This window comes from Methylomonas sp. EFPC3, from assembly GCF_029643245.1.
In the GTDB taxonomy this organism is placed as follows: domain Bacteria; phylum Pseudomonadota; class Gammaproteobacteria; order Methylococcales; family Methylomonadaceae; genus Methylomonas; species Methylomonas koyamae_B.
Map to the genome: position 1 here is coordinate 3,511,574 of NZ_CP116398.1, position 17,013 is coordinate 3,528,586.

General features: G+C 49.7%; 15 protein-coding genes. 6 read left to right on the top strand and 9 right to left on the bottom strand.

Going from position 1 to position 17,013, the window contains the following annotated elements:
* Positions 1–36: 36 nt before the first annotated feature.
* The 3 genes from PL263_RS15760 to PL263_RS15770 all read left to right on the top strand — a co-directional run bounded on the left by PL263_RS15760 (position 37) and on the right by PL263_RS15770 (position 3,307).
* On the top strand, positions 37–1,158 hold the full coding sequence (locus tag PL263_RS15760; RefSeq protein ID WP_278210243.1) for a glycosyltransferase family 4 protein: 1,122 nt from the start codon (positions 37–39) through the stop codon (positions 1,156–1,158).
* Positions 1,159–1,169: 11 nt separating this feature from the next.
* Entirely contained in the window at positions 1,170–2,072 is a 903-nt protein-coding gene (locus PL263_RS15765; protein ID WP_278210245.1) for a DUF6625 family protein, read from the top strand.
* A 74-nt stretch (positions 2,073–2,146) separates the two neighbouring features.
* Entirely contained in the window at positions 2,147–3,307 is a 1,161-nt protein-coding gene (locus PL263_RS15770; RefSeq protein WP_140913424.1) for a glycosyltransferase family 4 protein, read from the top strand.
* A 77-nt stretch (positions 3,308–3,384) separates the two neighbouring features.
* Here PL263_RS15770 and PL263_RS15775 read toward each other — a convergent pair whose 3' ends face one another.
* Together PL263_RS15775 and PL263_RS15780 are read right to left on the bottom strand one after the other, a co-directional pair.
* Positions 3,385–5,460 carry a right-handed parallel beta-helix repeat-containing protein gene (locus tag PL263_RS15775; protein ID WP_278210246.1) on the bottom strand — a complete coding sequence of 692 codons (2,076 nt, stop codon included), beginning with the start codon at positions 5,458–5,460 and terminating at the stop codon, positions 3,385–3,387.
* A gap of 86 nt (positions 5,461–5,546) precedes the next feature.
* Complete coding sequence (locus PL263_RS15780; protein ID WP_278210247.1) at positions 5,547–7,862, bottom strand: right-handed parallel beta-helix repeat-containing protein; 2,316 nt, start codon at positions 7,860–7,862, stop codon at positions 5,547–5,549.
* A gap of 549 nt (positions 7,863–8,411) precedes the next feature.
* Here PL263_RS15780 and PL263_RS15785 point away from each other — a divergent pair.
* Entirely contained in the window at positions 8,412–9,035 is a 624-nt protein-coding gene (locus PL263_RS15785) for a WecB/TagA/CpsF family glycosyltransferase (RefSeq protein WP_186289638.1), read from the top strand.
* 271 nt (positions 9,036–9,306) lie between these two features.
* Here PL263_RS15785 and PL263_RS15790 read toward each other — a convergent pair whose 3' ends face one another.
* Both PL263_RS15790 and PL263_RS15795 read right to left on the bottom strand, forming a co-directional pair.
* Positions 9,307–9,786 carry an FKBP-type peptidyl-prolyl cis-trans isomerase gene (locus PL263_RS15790; protein WP_278210248.1) on the bottom strand — a complete coding sequence of 160 codons (480 nt, stop codon included), beginning with the start codon at positions 9,784–9,786 and terminating at the stop codon, positions 9,307–9,309.
* 102 nt (positions 9,787–9,888) lie between these two features.
* A complete protein-coding gene (locus PL263_RS15795) occupies positions 9,889–10,479 on the bottom strand; it encodes a transglycosylase SLT domain-containing protein (RefSeq protein ID WP_278210249.1) in 591 nt (196 codons plus the stop codon).
* Between the two features lie 94 nt (positions 10,480–10,573).
* Here PL263_RS15795 and PL263_RS15800 point away from each other — a divergent pair, with 94 nt between their 5' ends.
* Positions 10,574–11,206 (top strand): PilZ domain-containing protein, encoded by a 633-nt coding sequence (locus PL263_RS15800; RefSeq protein WP_278210250.1) that lies wholly within the window; start codon positions 10,574–10,576, stop codon positions 11,204–11,206.
* A gap of 50 nt (positions 11,207–11,256) precedes the next feature.
* On the opposite strand, the gene PL263_RS15805 is transcribed toward PL263_RS15800, so the two are convergent.
* Positions 11,257–12,600, bottom strand: coding sequence for a L,D-transpeptidase family protein (locus PL263_RS15805; RefSeq protein ID WP_278210251.1), 1,344 nt, complete (start codon positions 12,598–12,600; stop codon positions 11,257–11,259).
* A gap of 350 nt (positions 12,601–12,950) precedes the next feature.
* On the opposite strand from PL263_RS15805, the gene apbC reads away from it, so the two are divergent.
* A complete protein-coding gene (gene apbC / locus PL263_RS15810; protein ID WP_278210252.1) occupies positions 12,951–14,042 on the top strand; it encodes an iron-sulfur cluster carrier protein ApbC in 1,092 nt (363 codons plus the stop codon).
* Positions 14,043–14,086: 44 nt separating this feature from the next.
* Here the strand turns inward: apbC and proB are convergent, their stop codons facing one another.
* From proB to rplU, 4 genes are all read right to left on the bottom strand, one after another.
* On the bottom strand, positions 14,087–15,208 hold the full coding sequence (proB, locus tag PL263_RS15815; RefSeq protein ID WP_278210253.1) for a glutamate 5-kinase: 1,122 nt from the start codon (positions 15,206–15,208) through the stop codon (positions 14,087–14,089).
* Positions 15,195–16,253 (bottom strand): Obg family GTPase CgtA, encoded by a 1,059-nt coding sequence (gene cgtA / locus PL263_RS15820; protein ID WP_278210255.1) that lies wholly within the window; start codon positions 16,251–16,253, stop codon positions 15,195–15,197. The genes proB and cgtA overlap by 14 nt, the downstream gene beginning before the upstream one ends.
* 78 nt (positions 16,254–16,331) lie before the next feature.
* Positions 16,332–16,589, bottom strand: a complete 258-nt coding sequence (gene rpmA, locus PL263_RS15825; RefSeq protein WP_140913435.1) for a 50S ribosomal protein L27 — start codon at positions 16,587–16,589, stop codon at positions 16,332–16,334.
* An 18-nt stretch (positions 16,590–16,607) separates the two neighbouring features.
* On the bottom strand, positions 16,608–16,919 hold the full coding sequence (rplU, locus tag PL263_RS15830; protein ID WP_140913501.1) for a 50S ribosomal protein L21: 312 nt from the start codon (positions 16,917–16,919) through the stop codon (positions 16,608–16,610).
* Positions 16,920–17,013: the final 94 nt, after the last annotated feature.

Below are 17,013 nucleotides of genomic sequence, written 5' to 3' on the forward strand. Positions count from 1 at the left end.
ACAAGGTAATTTATGAGGGTGTTGATATTCCAGCCTATGCTGAAGCAATATAGAGTTCCATTGTTCGAAAAAATGGAGCGATTGCTCGCTGAGCAAGGACATGAGCTTAGAGTGGTTTCAGGTTCTCCGCCGTTAAACGATCAACGTAAAGGCGACAATATTTTGGAGTCCAAAGGTTGCTGTATTGTCGAGCGAAGTTTATGGTTGTTTCGAGATAAACTGCATTTTCTGAATAATGCGGTTAAGCATATTTTATGGGCTGACTTTGTAATAACCGAGCAAGCAAACAAGCATGTACATAATTATTTATTGATGGGGTTGCGTTTATTTGGCATTAAACGCTTCGCTTATTGGGGCCATGGGCAGAATAGACAGGGAAATCCAAATAGTTGGCGGGAACGAATGAAAAAGCGATTGTCGGTGCAATGCGATTGGTGGTTCGCGTATACCGATGGTGTCGCTAATTATGTTGCTGGCTTGGGATATCCTAAAAGCAAGATTACTGCACTGAATAACAGTGTCGATACTTCCGCTTTCAAACAGCTCTTAGCCGAGATTGATGAATACGAAATTGCGGAATTCAAGTCGAGTCTGGGTATACAAGCACTGGATAAAGTCGGTATGTTTTGCGGCAGTTTGTACGGCGAAAAAAAATTGGAGTTTTTGCTGCGCTCTTCTGTTTTGATTCGGGAAAGCGTACCCGATTTCGTGCTGTTGATAATAGGGGATGGTCTGGACAAGCCTTCGGTTGAGAAGTTTGCCGAGAACTATCCATTTATAAAGTATTTGGGGCCGCTATTCGGACGGGAAAAGGCGGTGGCATTTAAATCGTCGCACCTGTTTTTATGTCCGGGCTTGGTTGGATTGGCAATATTGGATGCTTTTGTCGCATCACTGCCTTTGCTTACCTGCGATATTCCAAACCATAGTCCGGAAATTGAGTATTTGGAAAATCAAGTCAACGGCATAATGACGCGAGCCAGCGAGGATGAGTATGCGGGCGCCGTTAGCGAAATATTCGCCAATCCAAAGCGCTTAAATGCTCTCCGCGAGGGGGCTGATTCGAGTTCGACGCGTTTTTCTATCGAAAATATGGCGTTGAATTTTGTTAACGGAATTTGCGGTTATTTTAATACCCTCGGTGGTCATTCAGTTTAGGGATGGGTGAGATGAAAATTCTAGTTCTGAATTTATATTTCGGAAAAAAGCCGGACTATTTCGATTTTTTTGTTCACACTTGCGGCGTGAATCCTGCAATTGATTTTCTGTTTTTGGTCGATTTTGAAGTGGATTTTGAACTTCCGGCGAATGTAAAAATTGTCAGAACATTTTTTGCGGATGTGGTTGAAAAGTTTCAGTCCTTTTTTGATTTTCCTCTGGCGTTGGACTCTCCGTACAAACTGACCGATTTTCAACCTGCTTATGGTGAATTGTTGGCTGAGTATACGGCAGGTTACGATTGGTGGGGGCACTGCGACTTCGATATGGCATTCGGAGATTTGACGCCTGTGGTCGAGGCTATTGAGCTGAATCGGTACGTCAAGCTGTTTCGTCGAGGGCATTTGACTCTGTATTTAAATCGTTCAGATATAAATTCGATGTATAGGCAGGGTGTTGGCAATTTAGATTATAGGAATATTTTCGCTACGCGCGGTTTTTTCAACTTCGATGAAACAAACGGGATTGATAAAATATTTTCCGATTTGGATATGCCGGTTTATCGCCAGGAGATTATAGCTGATATTAGGACGACTTCCCCTTATTTGTTTATGACCGCTCACGCCAATCGTTGGGGGCAGTATTTTGTTTGGGATAATGGGAAGCTATTTTGTGTTGATGGAGAGAATGGTAAAAAAGAATATATTTATATCCATTTTCAAAAGAGAAAGCTCGGTGAGTATTACAGTTTGTCTAATTTGCAGTCGAACAAGTTCTTGATTAATCAATTCGGGATATTTGATTTTGGTGGCATAACTCGGGTGCTGAGTTATTTTCCTAATCTAGGGCATTTGAAGCGCTTCTTTTGGCCAAGAATCGTGCGCAGAGTTAAAGGTAAATTTAAAGTTGAGTGATTTGAGGCTTATAGTTGGTCGCTCTGAGGTGTTTTGGTCTATAGGCTATCCATTGGGTTCGTTTAGGAAATATTATGAAAATATTCATCGCGCATAATCGTTATCAACAAGCCGGCGGTGAAGATAATGTAGTTGAGGCTGAAACCAATCTGCTTAGGAATAATGGGCATGAAGTTTATCTATGGGCCGTTGACAACAAAGATTTGCCAGGTGGATTTAAAGGCAAGGTGGAAACGGCGCTAAACACGACGTATTCGCCGCGTTCTAAATTGCGGGCTCGGGATTTATTCCGTGAGTTTCGGCCGGATGTCGTGCATGTCCATAACTTTTTCCCTCAGATTAGTCCTTCTATCTTCGATGCCTGTCGTGACGAGAGTGTGCCGGTGGTGCAGACTTTGCATAATTACCGGTTGATTTGTCCGGGCGCGATGCTGATGCGAAACGGTAGTATCTGCGAAAAGTGTATCACCGGGTCTCCTTATAATGCGGCTTGGCATTCGTGCTATCGGGGGTCCAGGCTGGGTAGTTTCGTGGTTGCACATATGGTGGCGTATCACCGTAAAGCCGGCACCTGGGCCGATAAGATTGATCGTTTTGTCGCGTTAACCGAGTTTGCAAAAAGCAAATTCGTTGAGGCAGGTTTTCCATCGGATAGGATTGCAGTTAAACCTAATTTTATCGTCGATCCTCTAGCGAGCGGGGGTGTTGCGAAAAGTCATACAGATCAATTCGGGTTATTTGTTGGTCGGATCAGCGAAGAAAAAGGTGTCACTACATTGCTTAATGCTTGGGCTCGCCTTGAAGGTAAATGGCAGTTGAAAATGGCCGGCAGCGGGCCATTGGAAGCGCTGTTAAGGGAGCGCGTCGGTGTTGAGCCGCTGGGCAGGCAAAATTCAACAGAAGTTAGTCAGTTAATGCGGGCCGCGCATTTTCTGGTGTTGCCGTCGGAATGGTATGAAGGTTTTCCGTTGGTTTTGGTAGAGGCTTTCGCACACGGACTGCCTGTTTTGGCTTCGAGACTTGGGAGTATGGCCGACGTTATAGAGGATGGGGTAACCGGTTTATTGTTTGAACCCGGCAATTCCGACGACATGGCGCAAAAAGCTAGATGGTTGTTTGAAAATCCTGAGCAATCTCGACTGTTTGGTGAAAATGCCCGCCGCCGGTTTTTAGAAAAATATACGGCGGAGATTAATTACGAGCAGCTAATGAAAATTTATCGTTCTGTTTGCTAATGCAATCTGGTTTTGCCGGCTGCTTTAGTGTTTAGTATGGTATGGACGCCTCTATGGTTTGTGAAGTTAGAGATGGTCTATTTACTTATCAATCCGATATCTGATGGCAAGACTTCAAAGCCAATTTTATCTAGTAATGTTTTGTCGCAAAAATTTGCCTGATTTCCTGTGATGCTCAGGCAAGGGTCGCCATAAATACTGCCGTGCTCGATTCCTTCGCTGACCCATTCCTGCCAAGTTGCGCCATTACGTTTTTTCGTTCTATCCGATATGTCGTAATTTAAGACAAACGAGCCTGAACTGCTCCACAATAAATTTCTTTCCAAAATATTGGTGCTTTCTGGCATTTGGTAACGAATTAATATATTTCCAGGCTTATTGGAAAGCATTACGTTTCTTCGGATGCTGTTTCCTTCCGGTAAATTATTGTTGATAATAGGCAGTGCCAATTTGGGGTATTTATCCAGCCATACAGGACTTTGAATGGGCACTTGAAACAAGCGTTTTTTGAGCTCGTCTCCGGCTGGGCGGCTGTCGACCCATATGGCGTAGTCGCTCGTGCTAATAATATTATTTTCAATAATATTATCTCTTCCTCCGCCCAATTGGATTGCCATCACGCCTGCATTTCGGAATATGTTTCCGATAACGTTAAACCCGCTCACCGAGTCGTCCAAGTAAACGCCTCTAACGCCGTCCGGTCTTGCGTATTTAACGAAGTTATTCGCTATATCTACGCTGACTAAGCCGTATCCGAATAAATCGTGAATGCTATTGTTTCGGATTATATTGCCTCGAAAGGTCCAGTCTCGCCCGGAATAAATGGCGCCGCAATCAGAGGCTTGTTCGCATACGTGATGAATTTCGTTTTTTTCTACTAGATGTTCGTTGCCAAACAGAAGTATTCCCGTTCCGGGGCTTTGTTCGATAAGGTTGTGCGTTATTGAGCTACCGACACCGGAAGTCTCAATAGCAGGCGTGTATGTCATCACGACTCTGCCAAAATCGTGTATATGGTTGTTATGGGCTATATTGTTTGCTTTTTCCAGGGTGTTTCTGTTTCCACCGCTAAAGGTAATGCCGCCCCAGCCGGTATGGTGAATGTGGCTATTCATAACACTGATAAAACTGCTGTCTTTGGCTTCGACCGCTTTGCCAGCGACATTGCTGATCTCCAAATTATCGAAACTTATATTATTGCTATTGTTTAGTTTGATAGCTGTATCTGTAGAGTAGCCTAGCGAGAGGTTTTTGAAATAAATATTATTTGCACCATTGATGTTAAATATATTATTTACCGTTGAAATGGTTATTTCGTTTGGCGGTGCGCTGGTTGGAGGGATAAAGTAAATTATTTCACTGTTGTTGTCGTAGAACCATTCTCCCGGCGCATCAAGTAGTGATTTGATATTAAGTAAATAAAATCTTCTGCCGCTTTCGATTTTGTAATTTGTATTGCTTGAAAGGCTGATTTTATTTAAGTCTGGTTCTATCGACTTAACTCCTAAGTATTGATCATGCCAGTCGTTGCCGGCCATTATGTGGATCTGGGCTTGACTTGAGTCTTTTGATAAAGTCGGTAGCGTCTCTATGCTGGTAAACTGGGTTCGCTCGTCTAGCGGTTGTCGAATGTGAGCCCAATCGGAGTTTGGCCAGCGAGCCGGATGCATGGGGCTGTTGTCTATAAATAGTTCAAATCCCGGGTTGTTGCCGCGTTGACGATAGTTTTGCAGGTATTTGATCTGGCCTAGTTTTTGATTTTTGGTTGAGCAACTCCAAGTTTTGCCGTCAGAGTTGCATTTTTGTAAGCTAATCCCGCCGCTAATTAAGGCCGGGCCATTTTCCCCTTGCCAGGTAATACTTTGTCCGGCACGTCCTGCGTCTCGCACGTCGAAGTCTAGCGAATTTTCAAGTCGATAGATTCCGCTTTGAATATGAATTGTTACAGGTTCATTGATATCGCCGCTGGCTTTTAGGTCTCTGACGGCTTTTTGCGCTCTAGCAAGTGTTTTAAAAGGGCCGTTGCTGCTTGATCTTGCTGAGCTTAGTCCATTCGCGCGGTCGTCGCCAGATGGATCTATGTAGAAGTCTTTGGAAATTCCTTTTATTGGCAATGCGATTAGAACTAGGGTTAGGGCTTTTTTTATAGTCATAAGCGAAACTCTAAGACGTTAAGTCGATAGCCTATATTTAATGTCCTTATTAAATATAGGCCAAGGGTCGTAGCATTAAAGCGCAGTTATTGAGTTGCGCCGATGTCTGATGGGATGGCTTCAAAGGCGATGCGGTTTATAGGTGAATTAGGACATGTTATCCGTACCAAGCCGCCGGATATATCAACGCATGGATCCTCATTGATGCTATTGGTTTCGATGCCTTCGTTAACCCAGGTATTCCAGGGCATGAAGCCTTTGCCGCTGCCACCGTAATTCAGTATTTTAAAGTCTAATCTAGTAGGGCTTTTGGGAGTCCATACAATATTGTTTCCTATAGAGTTACCGGTAAGAGGTAGAGCGTATCGCATAGCGTGGCCATTATCTTTTGTAGAGATGATGATGTTGTTTTGCATTTGAATACGCTCTGGCCACGTATCGTTCGATAACGGAGTTGTTAGTTCCGGGTATTTCTCGCGCCATATGGCGCTGGTTATAGGCATGGAGTTTAGTGTTTCTCTTAATAGTTCCCAATTGAAGCCAGGAAATCTTTGGTCGTACCAGATTGACCAATCGTGAGCTTTTATTATGTTGTTTGCTATTGTAAGGTCGTGGCCGCCGCCGACTTGTAGAGAAATGGAGCCTGCATTTTCCAGAAGGTTGCCAAATAAAGTGAAGCCGCTTACTGCATCATCGAGATAAATGCCCCGTGCGCCTCGTTTTAAATAATTAACAATGTTTTTACCAATATTCAAGGAATGAATATCCAGTTCATATCCGGTAAAGTCATGCAGGTAGTTGTAGCGGACTAGATTGCCGCGATAGGTCCAGTCTCTGCCTGAATAAATGGCGGAACAGTCTGCGGATTGTTCACAAATTTTTGAAATTTCATTTTTTTCTATTAAATGGTCGTTGCCGGTAATAGCGATAGCCATCCCGTTGCCATTTGTGATTGTATTGTTCCGGACTATAGATGCAACGCCGCCCACTTCAATTGCCGGTGAGAGGTTGAATAATTTTGTATCGTAGTCATGAATTATATTATTTGTAATTAAATTGTCCGAAGCTGTTAGTGTTGGTCTGTCTCCGCCTGTAATTGAAATTCCTCCGCGTCCCGTATGATGAACGTGGCTATTTGAAACTTCAATATTTGTGGAATTCCAGGCTCGAAGCGCCCTACCCCCTATATTGCTTATATCTATATTATCAAAGCGAACATTGTCGGTGGTGTTTAAGATAATGGCCCCATCATTGCTATGTTGAAATGTCAAATTACTAAAATGGATGTTTTTTGCGTCGTTTATTATCAACAAGTTTGATAATGAGGATATTGTTACTTCATTCGGAGCTTGATTTTTGGGGGGGATAAAGCTAACTGTGGATAGTTTGGGGCTGTAGTACCATTCTTTAGGCTGGTCTAGTGCTGCGCTGATGTTTTCCAGATAAAACTTTCTGCCCTCGCCAATACGCTGTTTTGTTGGGGAGGATAAATCAATTCTGCCTTTGGAGAAATCGATACGCGATATTCCAATATATTCATCGTAGTAGTCGCTTCCGGCATAAATGTGGATTTGACCGTTCGAAGTTTCTCCTGAGTAGTTAGGTAGTTGTTCGAAAACGTTAAAGATACTGTTGGGATTGATGACCGATCTTACATGTGCCCAGTCATTATTTGGCCAGCGAGCAATATTCATTCTTTCGCCATCAATATATAGATCAAATGATGGTGATTTGATTGATATTCTGTCTGTTTTTTCCGATTTTATCTTCGATAGAATCTGGGAGCTAATGGGGCAGGATAAGGTTTTCTTGGGGTTGCTTTCATCAAATGGTTGGCAGTTTCTTAGAGAAATGCCTCCGGAAATAACGGTGGCGTCCTTTTCTCCGGTCCATAGGACTTCCTTGCCGTCTTTGCCTGAGTCTCTGTCATCGAACATTAGTGGGCTTTGCAGTTGGTATGTGCCTTTGCCAACGTGAATAGTAATAGCCTCATTTAGCTGATTGCTGGCTTTGATGTTTCGCACAGCTTGTTGGGCTCGCGCAAGGGTTTTGAATGGTCCGGTCCGATTCCAGGAGTTAACGTTCGGTGTGGAGCCATCCAACCGGTCGCTGCCGGTGGGCGATACGTAGAAATCGCGAGCGGTTGCGTTAGCGCACAAAAATAAGCAGGCCAGAAGTATCGGCGTTTTGAAATGCATTGGTTTCTCCTTGATTAACATGTGCGTTCGGTTGGCCAGGATGTTGGCTCTGCACGTTAACTGGGTCGATGTTTGTGAGATAAAAGTCTGTTCCTTGACCATGATGATGAAGATACGTTGAATTTGTTTCAAAATCGGGTCAGCAGAGGAATCCGTTCGTGCCTGCATCGCCGCGTACTTGCATGATTTGTCGGTTCTAATCATAACTCCTTAGTTGCAATAGATAAACCCTATTTTTTGATTTGTTTCGGAATGTAAATTGTACTATCGGGTATAGGACGGAATTGTGACGTGGATTCCGAACGCATAACGTACATTTTTTGTCCGCTCAACTTGAGCGGTTGTGTTGCGGCCAGACGTGGTTGACATGCGAGCGATAAATGGAGATGCTGAGTAGCGTGCCCGTGTCGAGGGTGAGTGTGTTTTCGCGGAAGATGGTGTTTTACTTTCCATGTTTTGTACGTCTACGCCGTTTTTCGATTTGGTTGATACCGGTCGATTCGGCGGTTTTCTTTTAATCCAATCCCCTTTTGGGCGGGGCATTTCGCGCTGTTGCCTTTAAGTAGAGGATATATTGCCGATTCTGGATGCCTTATGGATCAAGGTTTAATGCTTCCCAAAGCCGTTGAGGTGCTTGGGATTAATTTCCCCATGCTCTCTTACGAGAGCGCATTGCAATTATTTGAATCGTGGATAGCCGGCGGAGAGGCGCATCAAGTGTGTATTGCAAATGTGCACACAACGGTAGCCAGTTTGAGCGACCACGAACTACGCCGGATTTCCAACGAGGCGTTGTCGACAATGGATGGTTTGCCGCTGGTTTGGTACGCGAATTTGGTTCGCCAAGCCAATATCGCCAGCCGCGTGTGCGGACCGGATTTGATGCTTAAGTGCTTGGAGCACGGTCAGGCCCGAGGTTGGCGGCATTTTTTTCTGGGCGGTAAGGACGAGGTGTTGGCGGACTTGGTCAAGAATGTGCGCAGCCGTTTCCCGGAAGCCGATATTGTGGGTTGGCATTCGCCGCCGTTCCGGCCGTTATCGGAGGAAGAAGACAGGCAATTGGTCGATTTGATTAACGATGCCAAACCCGATTTTTTGTGGGTTGGCTTGGGCGCGCCGAAGCAGGAAAAGTGGATTGCTTCGCATCTTGATCGGGTACATGTTCCGGTGCAGCTTGGTGTCGGTGCCGCCTTCGATTTTCACTCGGGGCATATCAAGCGGGCGCCGCTGTGGATGCAGAAAAGCGGTCTGGAGTGGGTTTATCGTATGGCTAAAGATCGGCGGTTGATTAAGCGTTATTTTGCGACCAACCCGGTGTTTTTGTGGCACTTTGCCAAGGATTTTTTGCTGGTCCGGATTTTAGGAAAGGCAGTTTAGGGCAATGTCGTTAAGTTAGGAGCAAACCGGCTTGTTCAAATGCTGTGAGCAGGCCTTGTTATGATCGCGGGCGTGGCCCGCTCCTACCATCCTTAATTTAACGACATTGGGCCTGGGGATATTTGCTTCGACATTGCTTAGCACGCAAGGCCCACAACGCACACCAGTTGCTGTTGCTGATTGATTGCCCAAGCATACGAAAGGGGTCTGCCGTTCACGGTTCGAAGTTTGCGGTGAACGGCTTGGGTTAAGGCTTTGGAGGACGGGGGCCTTAATTTACTTTGATCAATTCCACATCAAAAATCAGCGCCGAGTTCGGACCGATGTCGCGGCCGGCGCCGCGTTCGCCGTAGGCCAGGTTGGAGGGGATGAAGAAGCGGTATTTGGCGCCTTCTTTCATCAGCTGAACGCCTTCGGTCCAGCCGGCGATGACTCTGTTCAGTGGGAACGTGGCTGGTGCGCCGCGGCTGTAAGAGCTGTCGAATTCTTTACCGTCAATGGTGGTGCCTTTGTAGTGAACGGTTACGTTATCGCTGGCTTTGGGCGCTGCGCCGGTGCCTTCGGTAAATACTTGGTATTGCAGGCCGCTGGCGGTGGTGGTTACGCCGGCGTTTTTGGCGTTGTCGGCTAGGTATTTTTCGCCGGCGGCTTTGTTTTCGGCTGGGGTGTTGGCGTTGGCCAGTGAGAACATAATAAATCCTGTGATAAATGCGATTAATGTGGCGATAACTCGTTGTTTCATAGACTTCATGAATACTCCGGTAGGTGGTTGTGCCGTTAAATCCGGGGGCGCGGTGTTGGATTTGCGCACGCCCCGGCTTGACGGAATCGGATTAATGGGGCGGATAGTTTATCAGTTTTTGGCTTCCAGCTCCTGCCGGCAGCCGGCCAGTTGTGCGTCGTAGCGTAATGCGCGTTGGTGCACTTTTTTGGCAGTATTCATCAGCCATTGTTTCGACAGGTAGGTGTTGCGCTGGAAGCCGCCCAGTCCTTCGTGGTAGGTCAAGTAAAGCTTTTGCGCGTCCGAGGTCGGGATGCCGAGTTTGCGGTTGCTGGTAGCGCAGTACCAGGCCACGAAGTCGCAACTGTCGGCAAAGTCTTCGCGGTTTGCCCACCAGTTGCCGGCTTGCTTTTGGTAATCGGCCCAGGTTTCGTCTTTGGCCTGCGGATACCCGTATGCGCTGCTCGAACGGAACCAGGGAATAAATCCTAAAATCAGCGGCCGCGGCGGTTGGGCGTCGGCGACAAAGCTGGATTCCTGATTGATGATGGCCATTTGCACCGCGATCGGCACGCCCCAGCGCCGGGCGGAGCTGAGGCTGGCTTGGTACCAGTCTTCTTTCTCGCGGAAGATTTGGCAGATGTTTTCCGGGTTTTTCGGCGGTAGGCTTGCGCAAGCCGACAAAACGGCTAAGCTTGCCAGACAAAAAAATTTGTTTAACATACCCAATCAGAATTCATAAAAATACATAAGGTCTTTCGATCATGTTCAGGGCTTGCCAGCCCAGTAAAACATGGCCTGAGACAAGGATTAACACATGTTCGCCACCGAAAACCGCGCCTACCGAAAAAGCCTTGCTAGCCACGGACTTTTGTACCTAGGTCAAGAAGAGCATGAAATTTTGGTGCTTAATCTATCGATCACCGGTGTGCTGACGCTGTTAAAGGTCAAGCCCTCGTTTGCCGGCATCAAGGACATTTTCAGGGTCTTGCAAGTTTCGCCTATCGTCGACTTTTATCTGCCTGAAATCAACTTGGCGGGCGAAGCCGAAGTGGTCAGGGCGGAGTCGGTCGATGCCGGATTTCAGATTGCGATCGAATTCCGCAACCTAACTTACGACGTCGATAGCTTGCTTTATAGGCGCCGAGCGTATCGGAAGAGCATTTCTGCCGCCGGTCATATCGTGTTCAACGAAACCGATTATGCGTTCAATACCGAGAATGTGTCGATAGACGGCATCATGATTCGCATGTTGGGCAGGATAGAGGTCGAGGAAGGCACGGTTGTCAGTTTCGATTTTCAGGAGCTCGAAGAAGAAGGCGAGGCCAAGGTGGTGTGGGTGGAATATGACGATATTTCCACGCTGATAGGTTTGCAGTATTTGCACTTGCGTCGGGGCGAAATCGTTGGCGTGCCCAAATTTAGCCAGCCGATTTGGAAGTCGGCGTAAGCTCGGCAGGTACTCCGGGGTGAAGCGGCTCGAGCCGTAGCGCTTTTCGCTCAGTTTTTCGCCGCTCGTCTGGGGGCGAGCGGTGTCACGTCCATATCAAAATTCTGCTTGATGCGTTGGGCAACAATTTTGACTTCTTTTTTGTTTTTCAACGGTCCGACCACGACTTGATAACTACCGTCTTTGGCGACCTTGTGCGCTGGGATCGGCGGGCCTTGGTGATTTAACATCGCGGCCAGCTTTTGCGCATCGGTTGCGTTGTCGAATACCGCCGCTTGAATGGCCCAGTCGCTATCGCTTAACTCCGACGGGATTGGTTGGCCGAATAGCTTGTCCGGGCGGGCTAACGGAATGGCGTTGGCGCGTAACTCCGCTAGGTCGGGGCTGCCGGCCAAGACTGGCGTGGCAATCCCGTCGGCGCGCCGCAGAATAAGGTCGGCTTTGCTCCAGTCGATCTCGGCACCTTTAGCTGCGGCAAGTTGTTGAAGCTTCTTGCGAATGTCTTTTTGCAGCTGCTTTGTTTGTTTCTCCCATTTGTCCAGCGGCGGATGCGCTTCCAGATACAGCATGTCGTCGCGCCACGCTGCCAGATAAGGTTGGTGGACGATATTGACCGGCGTGCCGATCTCGACCTTGCCGAACAGCGTTTCGATATCTTCCGGGTAGAGTTGCACGCAGCCGTGGCTGACTTGCATGCCGATGCCGTAGGGCTTGTTGGTGCCGTGGATCAGGTAACCGCTGAAGCCAAGCGGCATGGCGTAGTCGCCTAGCGGGTTGTCCGGCCCGGAGCGGACTACTTTGGGCAACGGCGTACCTTGCGCTTGATGTTCCCGTTGGATCGATGCCGGTACGGTCCAATCCGGATTGGCTTTCTTGGCGACGATCTGGGTTTGCCCTAGCGGCGTGTGCCAGCCTTGACGACCGATACCCACCGGATAAGTCAGCACGCTGTTGGTCGCGTTCTTTGGATAATAAAACATGCGCATGTTGGCCAGATTTAGCACGATACCCTTGCGTGGGGCGTCCGGCAGAATGAAGCTGAGCGGCAATAATACATTCTGGCCCGAGGACAATGTCCAGGGATCGACGCCGGCGTTGGCGTTGGCAATGTCGTTGAAGCCCAGGCCGTAGTGGCGGCCGATGTCGGACAGCGTGTCGTTTTCGGCGCTGGTGATGCTGGCCAACTCGCCGACCATGTTTTGGCCGGGACTCAGGCTGAATTCGTGTATCGGCAGGTCTTCGGCTTTGCTGTTCCAGACGATGGTTTCCGGCTCGGGCTGCTGGAATATCTGCAAGCTTTGGCAGCCGGACAGCAATTGGCTCAATAGCAGCGCCGAGACGGCTAACGCTTTGGGCGATGTGATGCTGTTTGGCGTGGCGGCGGGTCGAGTCATGTGTCTGTTAAATTTTCAAAATCAGGTGTTTGACACTAAACGATGCAAATTAAAGTCAGATGAGGTGGCGATTAAGAGCGAATTAAGATGAATGAATCTAACTCTAAACGTTAGAATATTACTATAACTTTTTATTATAAAAGTAAAATTTATTTTTCATGTTGCGGTGATTTGTTTGATGCGATGGCGTGGTGGTGCTGGCTTGGCGGTGCAGCGGCTTGAGGCGGCCGGCTGTGTGGCCGCTTGGTTTGCGGGCAACGTTTGCCGGGCCGGCGCAGGATAAAGGGCTTGAGCGGTAGCGAATTCGCAGTAAACTACTCGGTTATTACCTATTTGATCCGGAGTTCTGCATGGCGAGCATTGACAAGGCGGTTGTCGAAAATTTACTGAAAAGTTTCATCGATCCGAATGTCGAAACCGACCTGGTTTCGGCTAAATCGGTCAAGAAGATCGGCGTGGAAGGCCAAGATGTCAGCGTGTCGATCGAACTGGGTTATCCAGCCAAAAGCTACCAGGAAGAATTGCGTGAAGCATTGACGCGGCGCCTGCAGGCGCTGCCCGATGTGGGCAAAGTCGATGTTGTGGTCAACGTCAATATTGTGTCCCATTCGGTGCAAAAGACGCTGAAACCGTTGCCCAACGTAAAAAACGTTATCGCCGTGGCATCGGGCAAAGGCGGCGTCGGCAAGTCCACCACCTCAGTGAATTTGGCCTTGGCGTTGGCCGCCGAGGGTGCCAATGTCGGCATTCTCGATGCCGATATTTACGGGCCGAGCATTCCGACCATGCTGGGTTTGTCCGGTAAACCGGACAGCGAGGACGGCAAAATGCTGAAGCCGAAGGTCTCCTTCGGCATCCAGACCATGTCCATCGGTTATTTGGTCGATCCGGACCAACCTATGATCTGGCGCGGGCCGATGGTGACCGGCGCGCTACAGCAGTTGCTGACCCAAACTCAATGGGACAGCGTGGATTATCTGATTATCGACCTGCCGCCGGGTACCGGCGATATTCAACTGACGCTGGCGCAGCAGATTCCGGTCAGCGGAGCCGTGGTCGTCACCACGCCGCAGGACATCGCCTTGATCGACGCTCAGCGGGGTCTCGGGATGTTCGAAAAGGTGAATGTGCCGATTCTGGGTCTGGTTGAGAACATGAGCATGCACATCTGCAGCAATTGCGGACATGAGGAAGCGATTTTCGGCCAGGGCGGCGGCGTGGCGATGGCGGCGAAAAACAAAGTGGATATGCTTGGCGCGTTGCCCTTGGATATCCATATCCGGGAATATGCCGATAGCGGCCGACCATCGGTGGTGGCCGATCCGGACGGGCGGCCGGCGCAAATTTATAAGGCAATCGCCCGCAAAATGGCCGCCAAATTGGCAATGCGGACCAAGGATTACAGCGGCCGTTTTCCGAATATTGTGATTCAGAATACTTAAGCTGGTGTCAGGCCGGCTTGGCGACTTTGCCAATCCGGCCCGTTTTAGATCAAGACCAGATTATCGCGGTGGATCAGTTCGGCGTCGTCGGCGTAGCCGAGGAGCGCTTCGAATTCGCTACTGGCTTTGCCGGCAATTTTGGCGGCGTCTTCGGCGCCGTAATTGATCAGGCCGCGGGCGATTTCATTGCCTTGCAGGTCGTGGCAAGATACCAAATCGCCGCGCTTAAAGCTGCCATGCACGGCTTTGACGCCGACCGCCAGCAGGCTTTTGCCGGCTTCTTTCAGGATTTTGACGGCGCCGTCATCCAGGGTGACGCTGCCTTTGAGTTGCAATTGGCCGGCCAGCCATTGTTTGCGGGCCGCCAGCGGCGCGATGTTGGGGATCAGATAGGTGCCGAGTTCGGCGCCTTCGAATACCGCCGGAATCACGTTGTCGATCTTGCCCGAGACGATGACGGTGGCGGCGCCGGAACGCGCCGCCAGGCGAGCGGCGCGCACCTTGGTGTACATGCCGCCGCGGCCCAGGCCGCTGATGCTGCCGCCGGCCACGTCGTCGAGCAGGCTTTCGTTAACGCTGATTTCCGAAATTAGTTTGGCATCCGGATTCAGGCTGGGATTGGCATCGAACAAGCCGGTCTGGTCGGTCAGGATAATCAACAGGTCGGCTTCGACCAGGTTGGCAACCAGCGCGCCCAGGGTGTCGTTGTCGCCGAAGCGGATTTCTTCGGTGGCGACCGCGTCGTTCTCGTTAATCACCGGCACTACGCCGAATTGCAGCAGGGTCAGCAAGGTGCTGCGGGCGTTTAGATAACGCTGGCGGTCTGACAGGTCGTCGTGGGTCAGCAGTACTTGGGCGGCGAGCAGTTCGTGAAGCTGGAATTCGTCTTCGAAACGGCGCACCAGGCCCATTTGGCCGACGGAGGCGGCGGCTTGCAGTTCGTGCAGGGTTTTCGGGCGCGCTTTCAGTTTTAATCGCACCATGCCTTCGGCGACAGAGCCGGATGAGACTAACACCACGTCGACGCCGCGTTGTCTGAGTGCGGCCATTTGTGCGACCCAGTTGGCGATGGCGGGTTTGTTCAGGCCGCGGCCGCCGTCGGTAAGTAGGGAGCTGCCAATTTTGACGACGACGCGTTTGGTTTGGCAAAAATCAGAACGGCTCACTGGGCAACTCCTGTTGCGTATCTTCTGTGCGGGCTCTTTGTTGTTCCAGGAAATCCATGATGGCGTACATCAAGGCTTGGGTGCCCTGGTTTTTCAGGGCGGAAATTAGAAACACCGGCCCGGTCCAGCCCAGTTCGGCGACGATGCTTTGGCTGAGGGCTTCGACTTCGTCGTCCGGCACGTTATCGATTTTATTCAGCACCAGCCAGCGTGGCTTGTGCGCCAGTTCGTCGCTCCATTTTTCGACTTCGCGAATGATTTTGCGGGCGGCGCTGACCGGCGTTTCGTCGCTTTCGTAGGGTGCAATGTCGACCATGTGCAACAGCAGGCCGGTGCGGGACAAGTGTTTCAAAAACTGTAAGCCCAGGCCGGCGCCTTCGGCGGCGCCTTCAATGACGCCGGGGATGTCGGCGATGACGAAACTGCGCAAGTCGTCGACCCGAACTACGCCCAAATTGGGATGCAGCGTCGTGAACGGATAATCGGCGACTTTGGGTCTGGCCGATGACACGGTGCGAATCAGGCTGGATTTGCCGGCATTCGGCATGCCGAGTAAGCCAACGTCGGCGATGACCATCAATTCCAGGCGTAGCATGCGATGTTCGCCGGGGGAGCCTTTGCTGGTCTGTTGCGGGGCTCGATTGATGCTGCTTTTGAAGCGGGTGTTGCCCAGGCCATGAAAGCCGCCCTTGGCCACCAGCAATTGTTGGCCGGGTTTGGTCAGGTCGCCGATTTTCTCGCCGGTGTTGGCTTCGTAGACTATGGTTCCCGGCGGCACAGCGACGAAGCAGTCTTCGCCTTTTTTGCCGGTGCAGTCGCGGCTGCCGCCGTTTTCGCCGCGTTGGGCGCGGTGCACCGAGTGGTAGCGGAAGTCGACCAGAGTGTTGACGTTTTCAGTGGCGACCAGGTAAACGCTGCCGCCGTCGCCACCGTCACCGCCATCCGGGCCGCCCAAGGGGATGTATTTTTCGCGGCGGAACGAGGCTTTGCCGTTGCCGCCGTCGCCTGCTTCTACGCGGATTTCCGCTTCGTCAACAAATCTCATAATCTACCGGTATAAACAAAAAAGCCCCGCTATGAAACGAGGCTTTTTGGATCGAATGTGCCAAGGCACAATCGGGATTTACGCTGCTGCAATACTGACGTATTTGCGGTTTTGCGGGCCTTTTTCAACGAAAACCACTTTGCCGTCGGCCAATGCGAACAGGGTGTGGTCTTTGCCGATGCCGACGTTGTCGCCAGCGTGGAACTTGGTGCCGCGTTGGCGAACCAGGATGTTGCCAGCTTTTACGACTTGGCCGCCGAAACGTTTGACGCCCAGTCGTTGTGCGTTAGAGTCGCGACCGTTGCGGGTACTACCGCCTGCCTTCTTGTGAGCCATGTTTTATCCTCGGATAAGTTATGCCGAAATGCCGGTGATTTGCACTTCTGTGTAATATTGACGGTGCCCCATTTGTTTCATGTGGTGCTTACGTCTTCTGAATTTGATGATTCTGACTTTTTTGTGGCGGCCTTGAGAGACAACAGTCGCGGTCACTTTGCTGCCTTGAACAAAAGGCTGACCTACTTTTACAGAGTCGCCTGATTGCACCATCAGCACCTTGTCGAACTCTACGCTGTCGCCCGCGCCTAATTCGAGTTTTTCTATTTTTAAGGTAGTACCCTCTGCGACACGATACTGTTTACCACCTGTTTGAATTACCGCATACATCGGCGTAAGCTCCATCAAGCATAATCTGTTAAAAGTGAACAGCAGATTATATTTTTTCACAAGGCTTACGTCAAACCTAAATTCCTGATAGGAA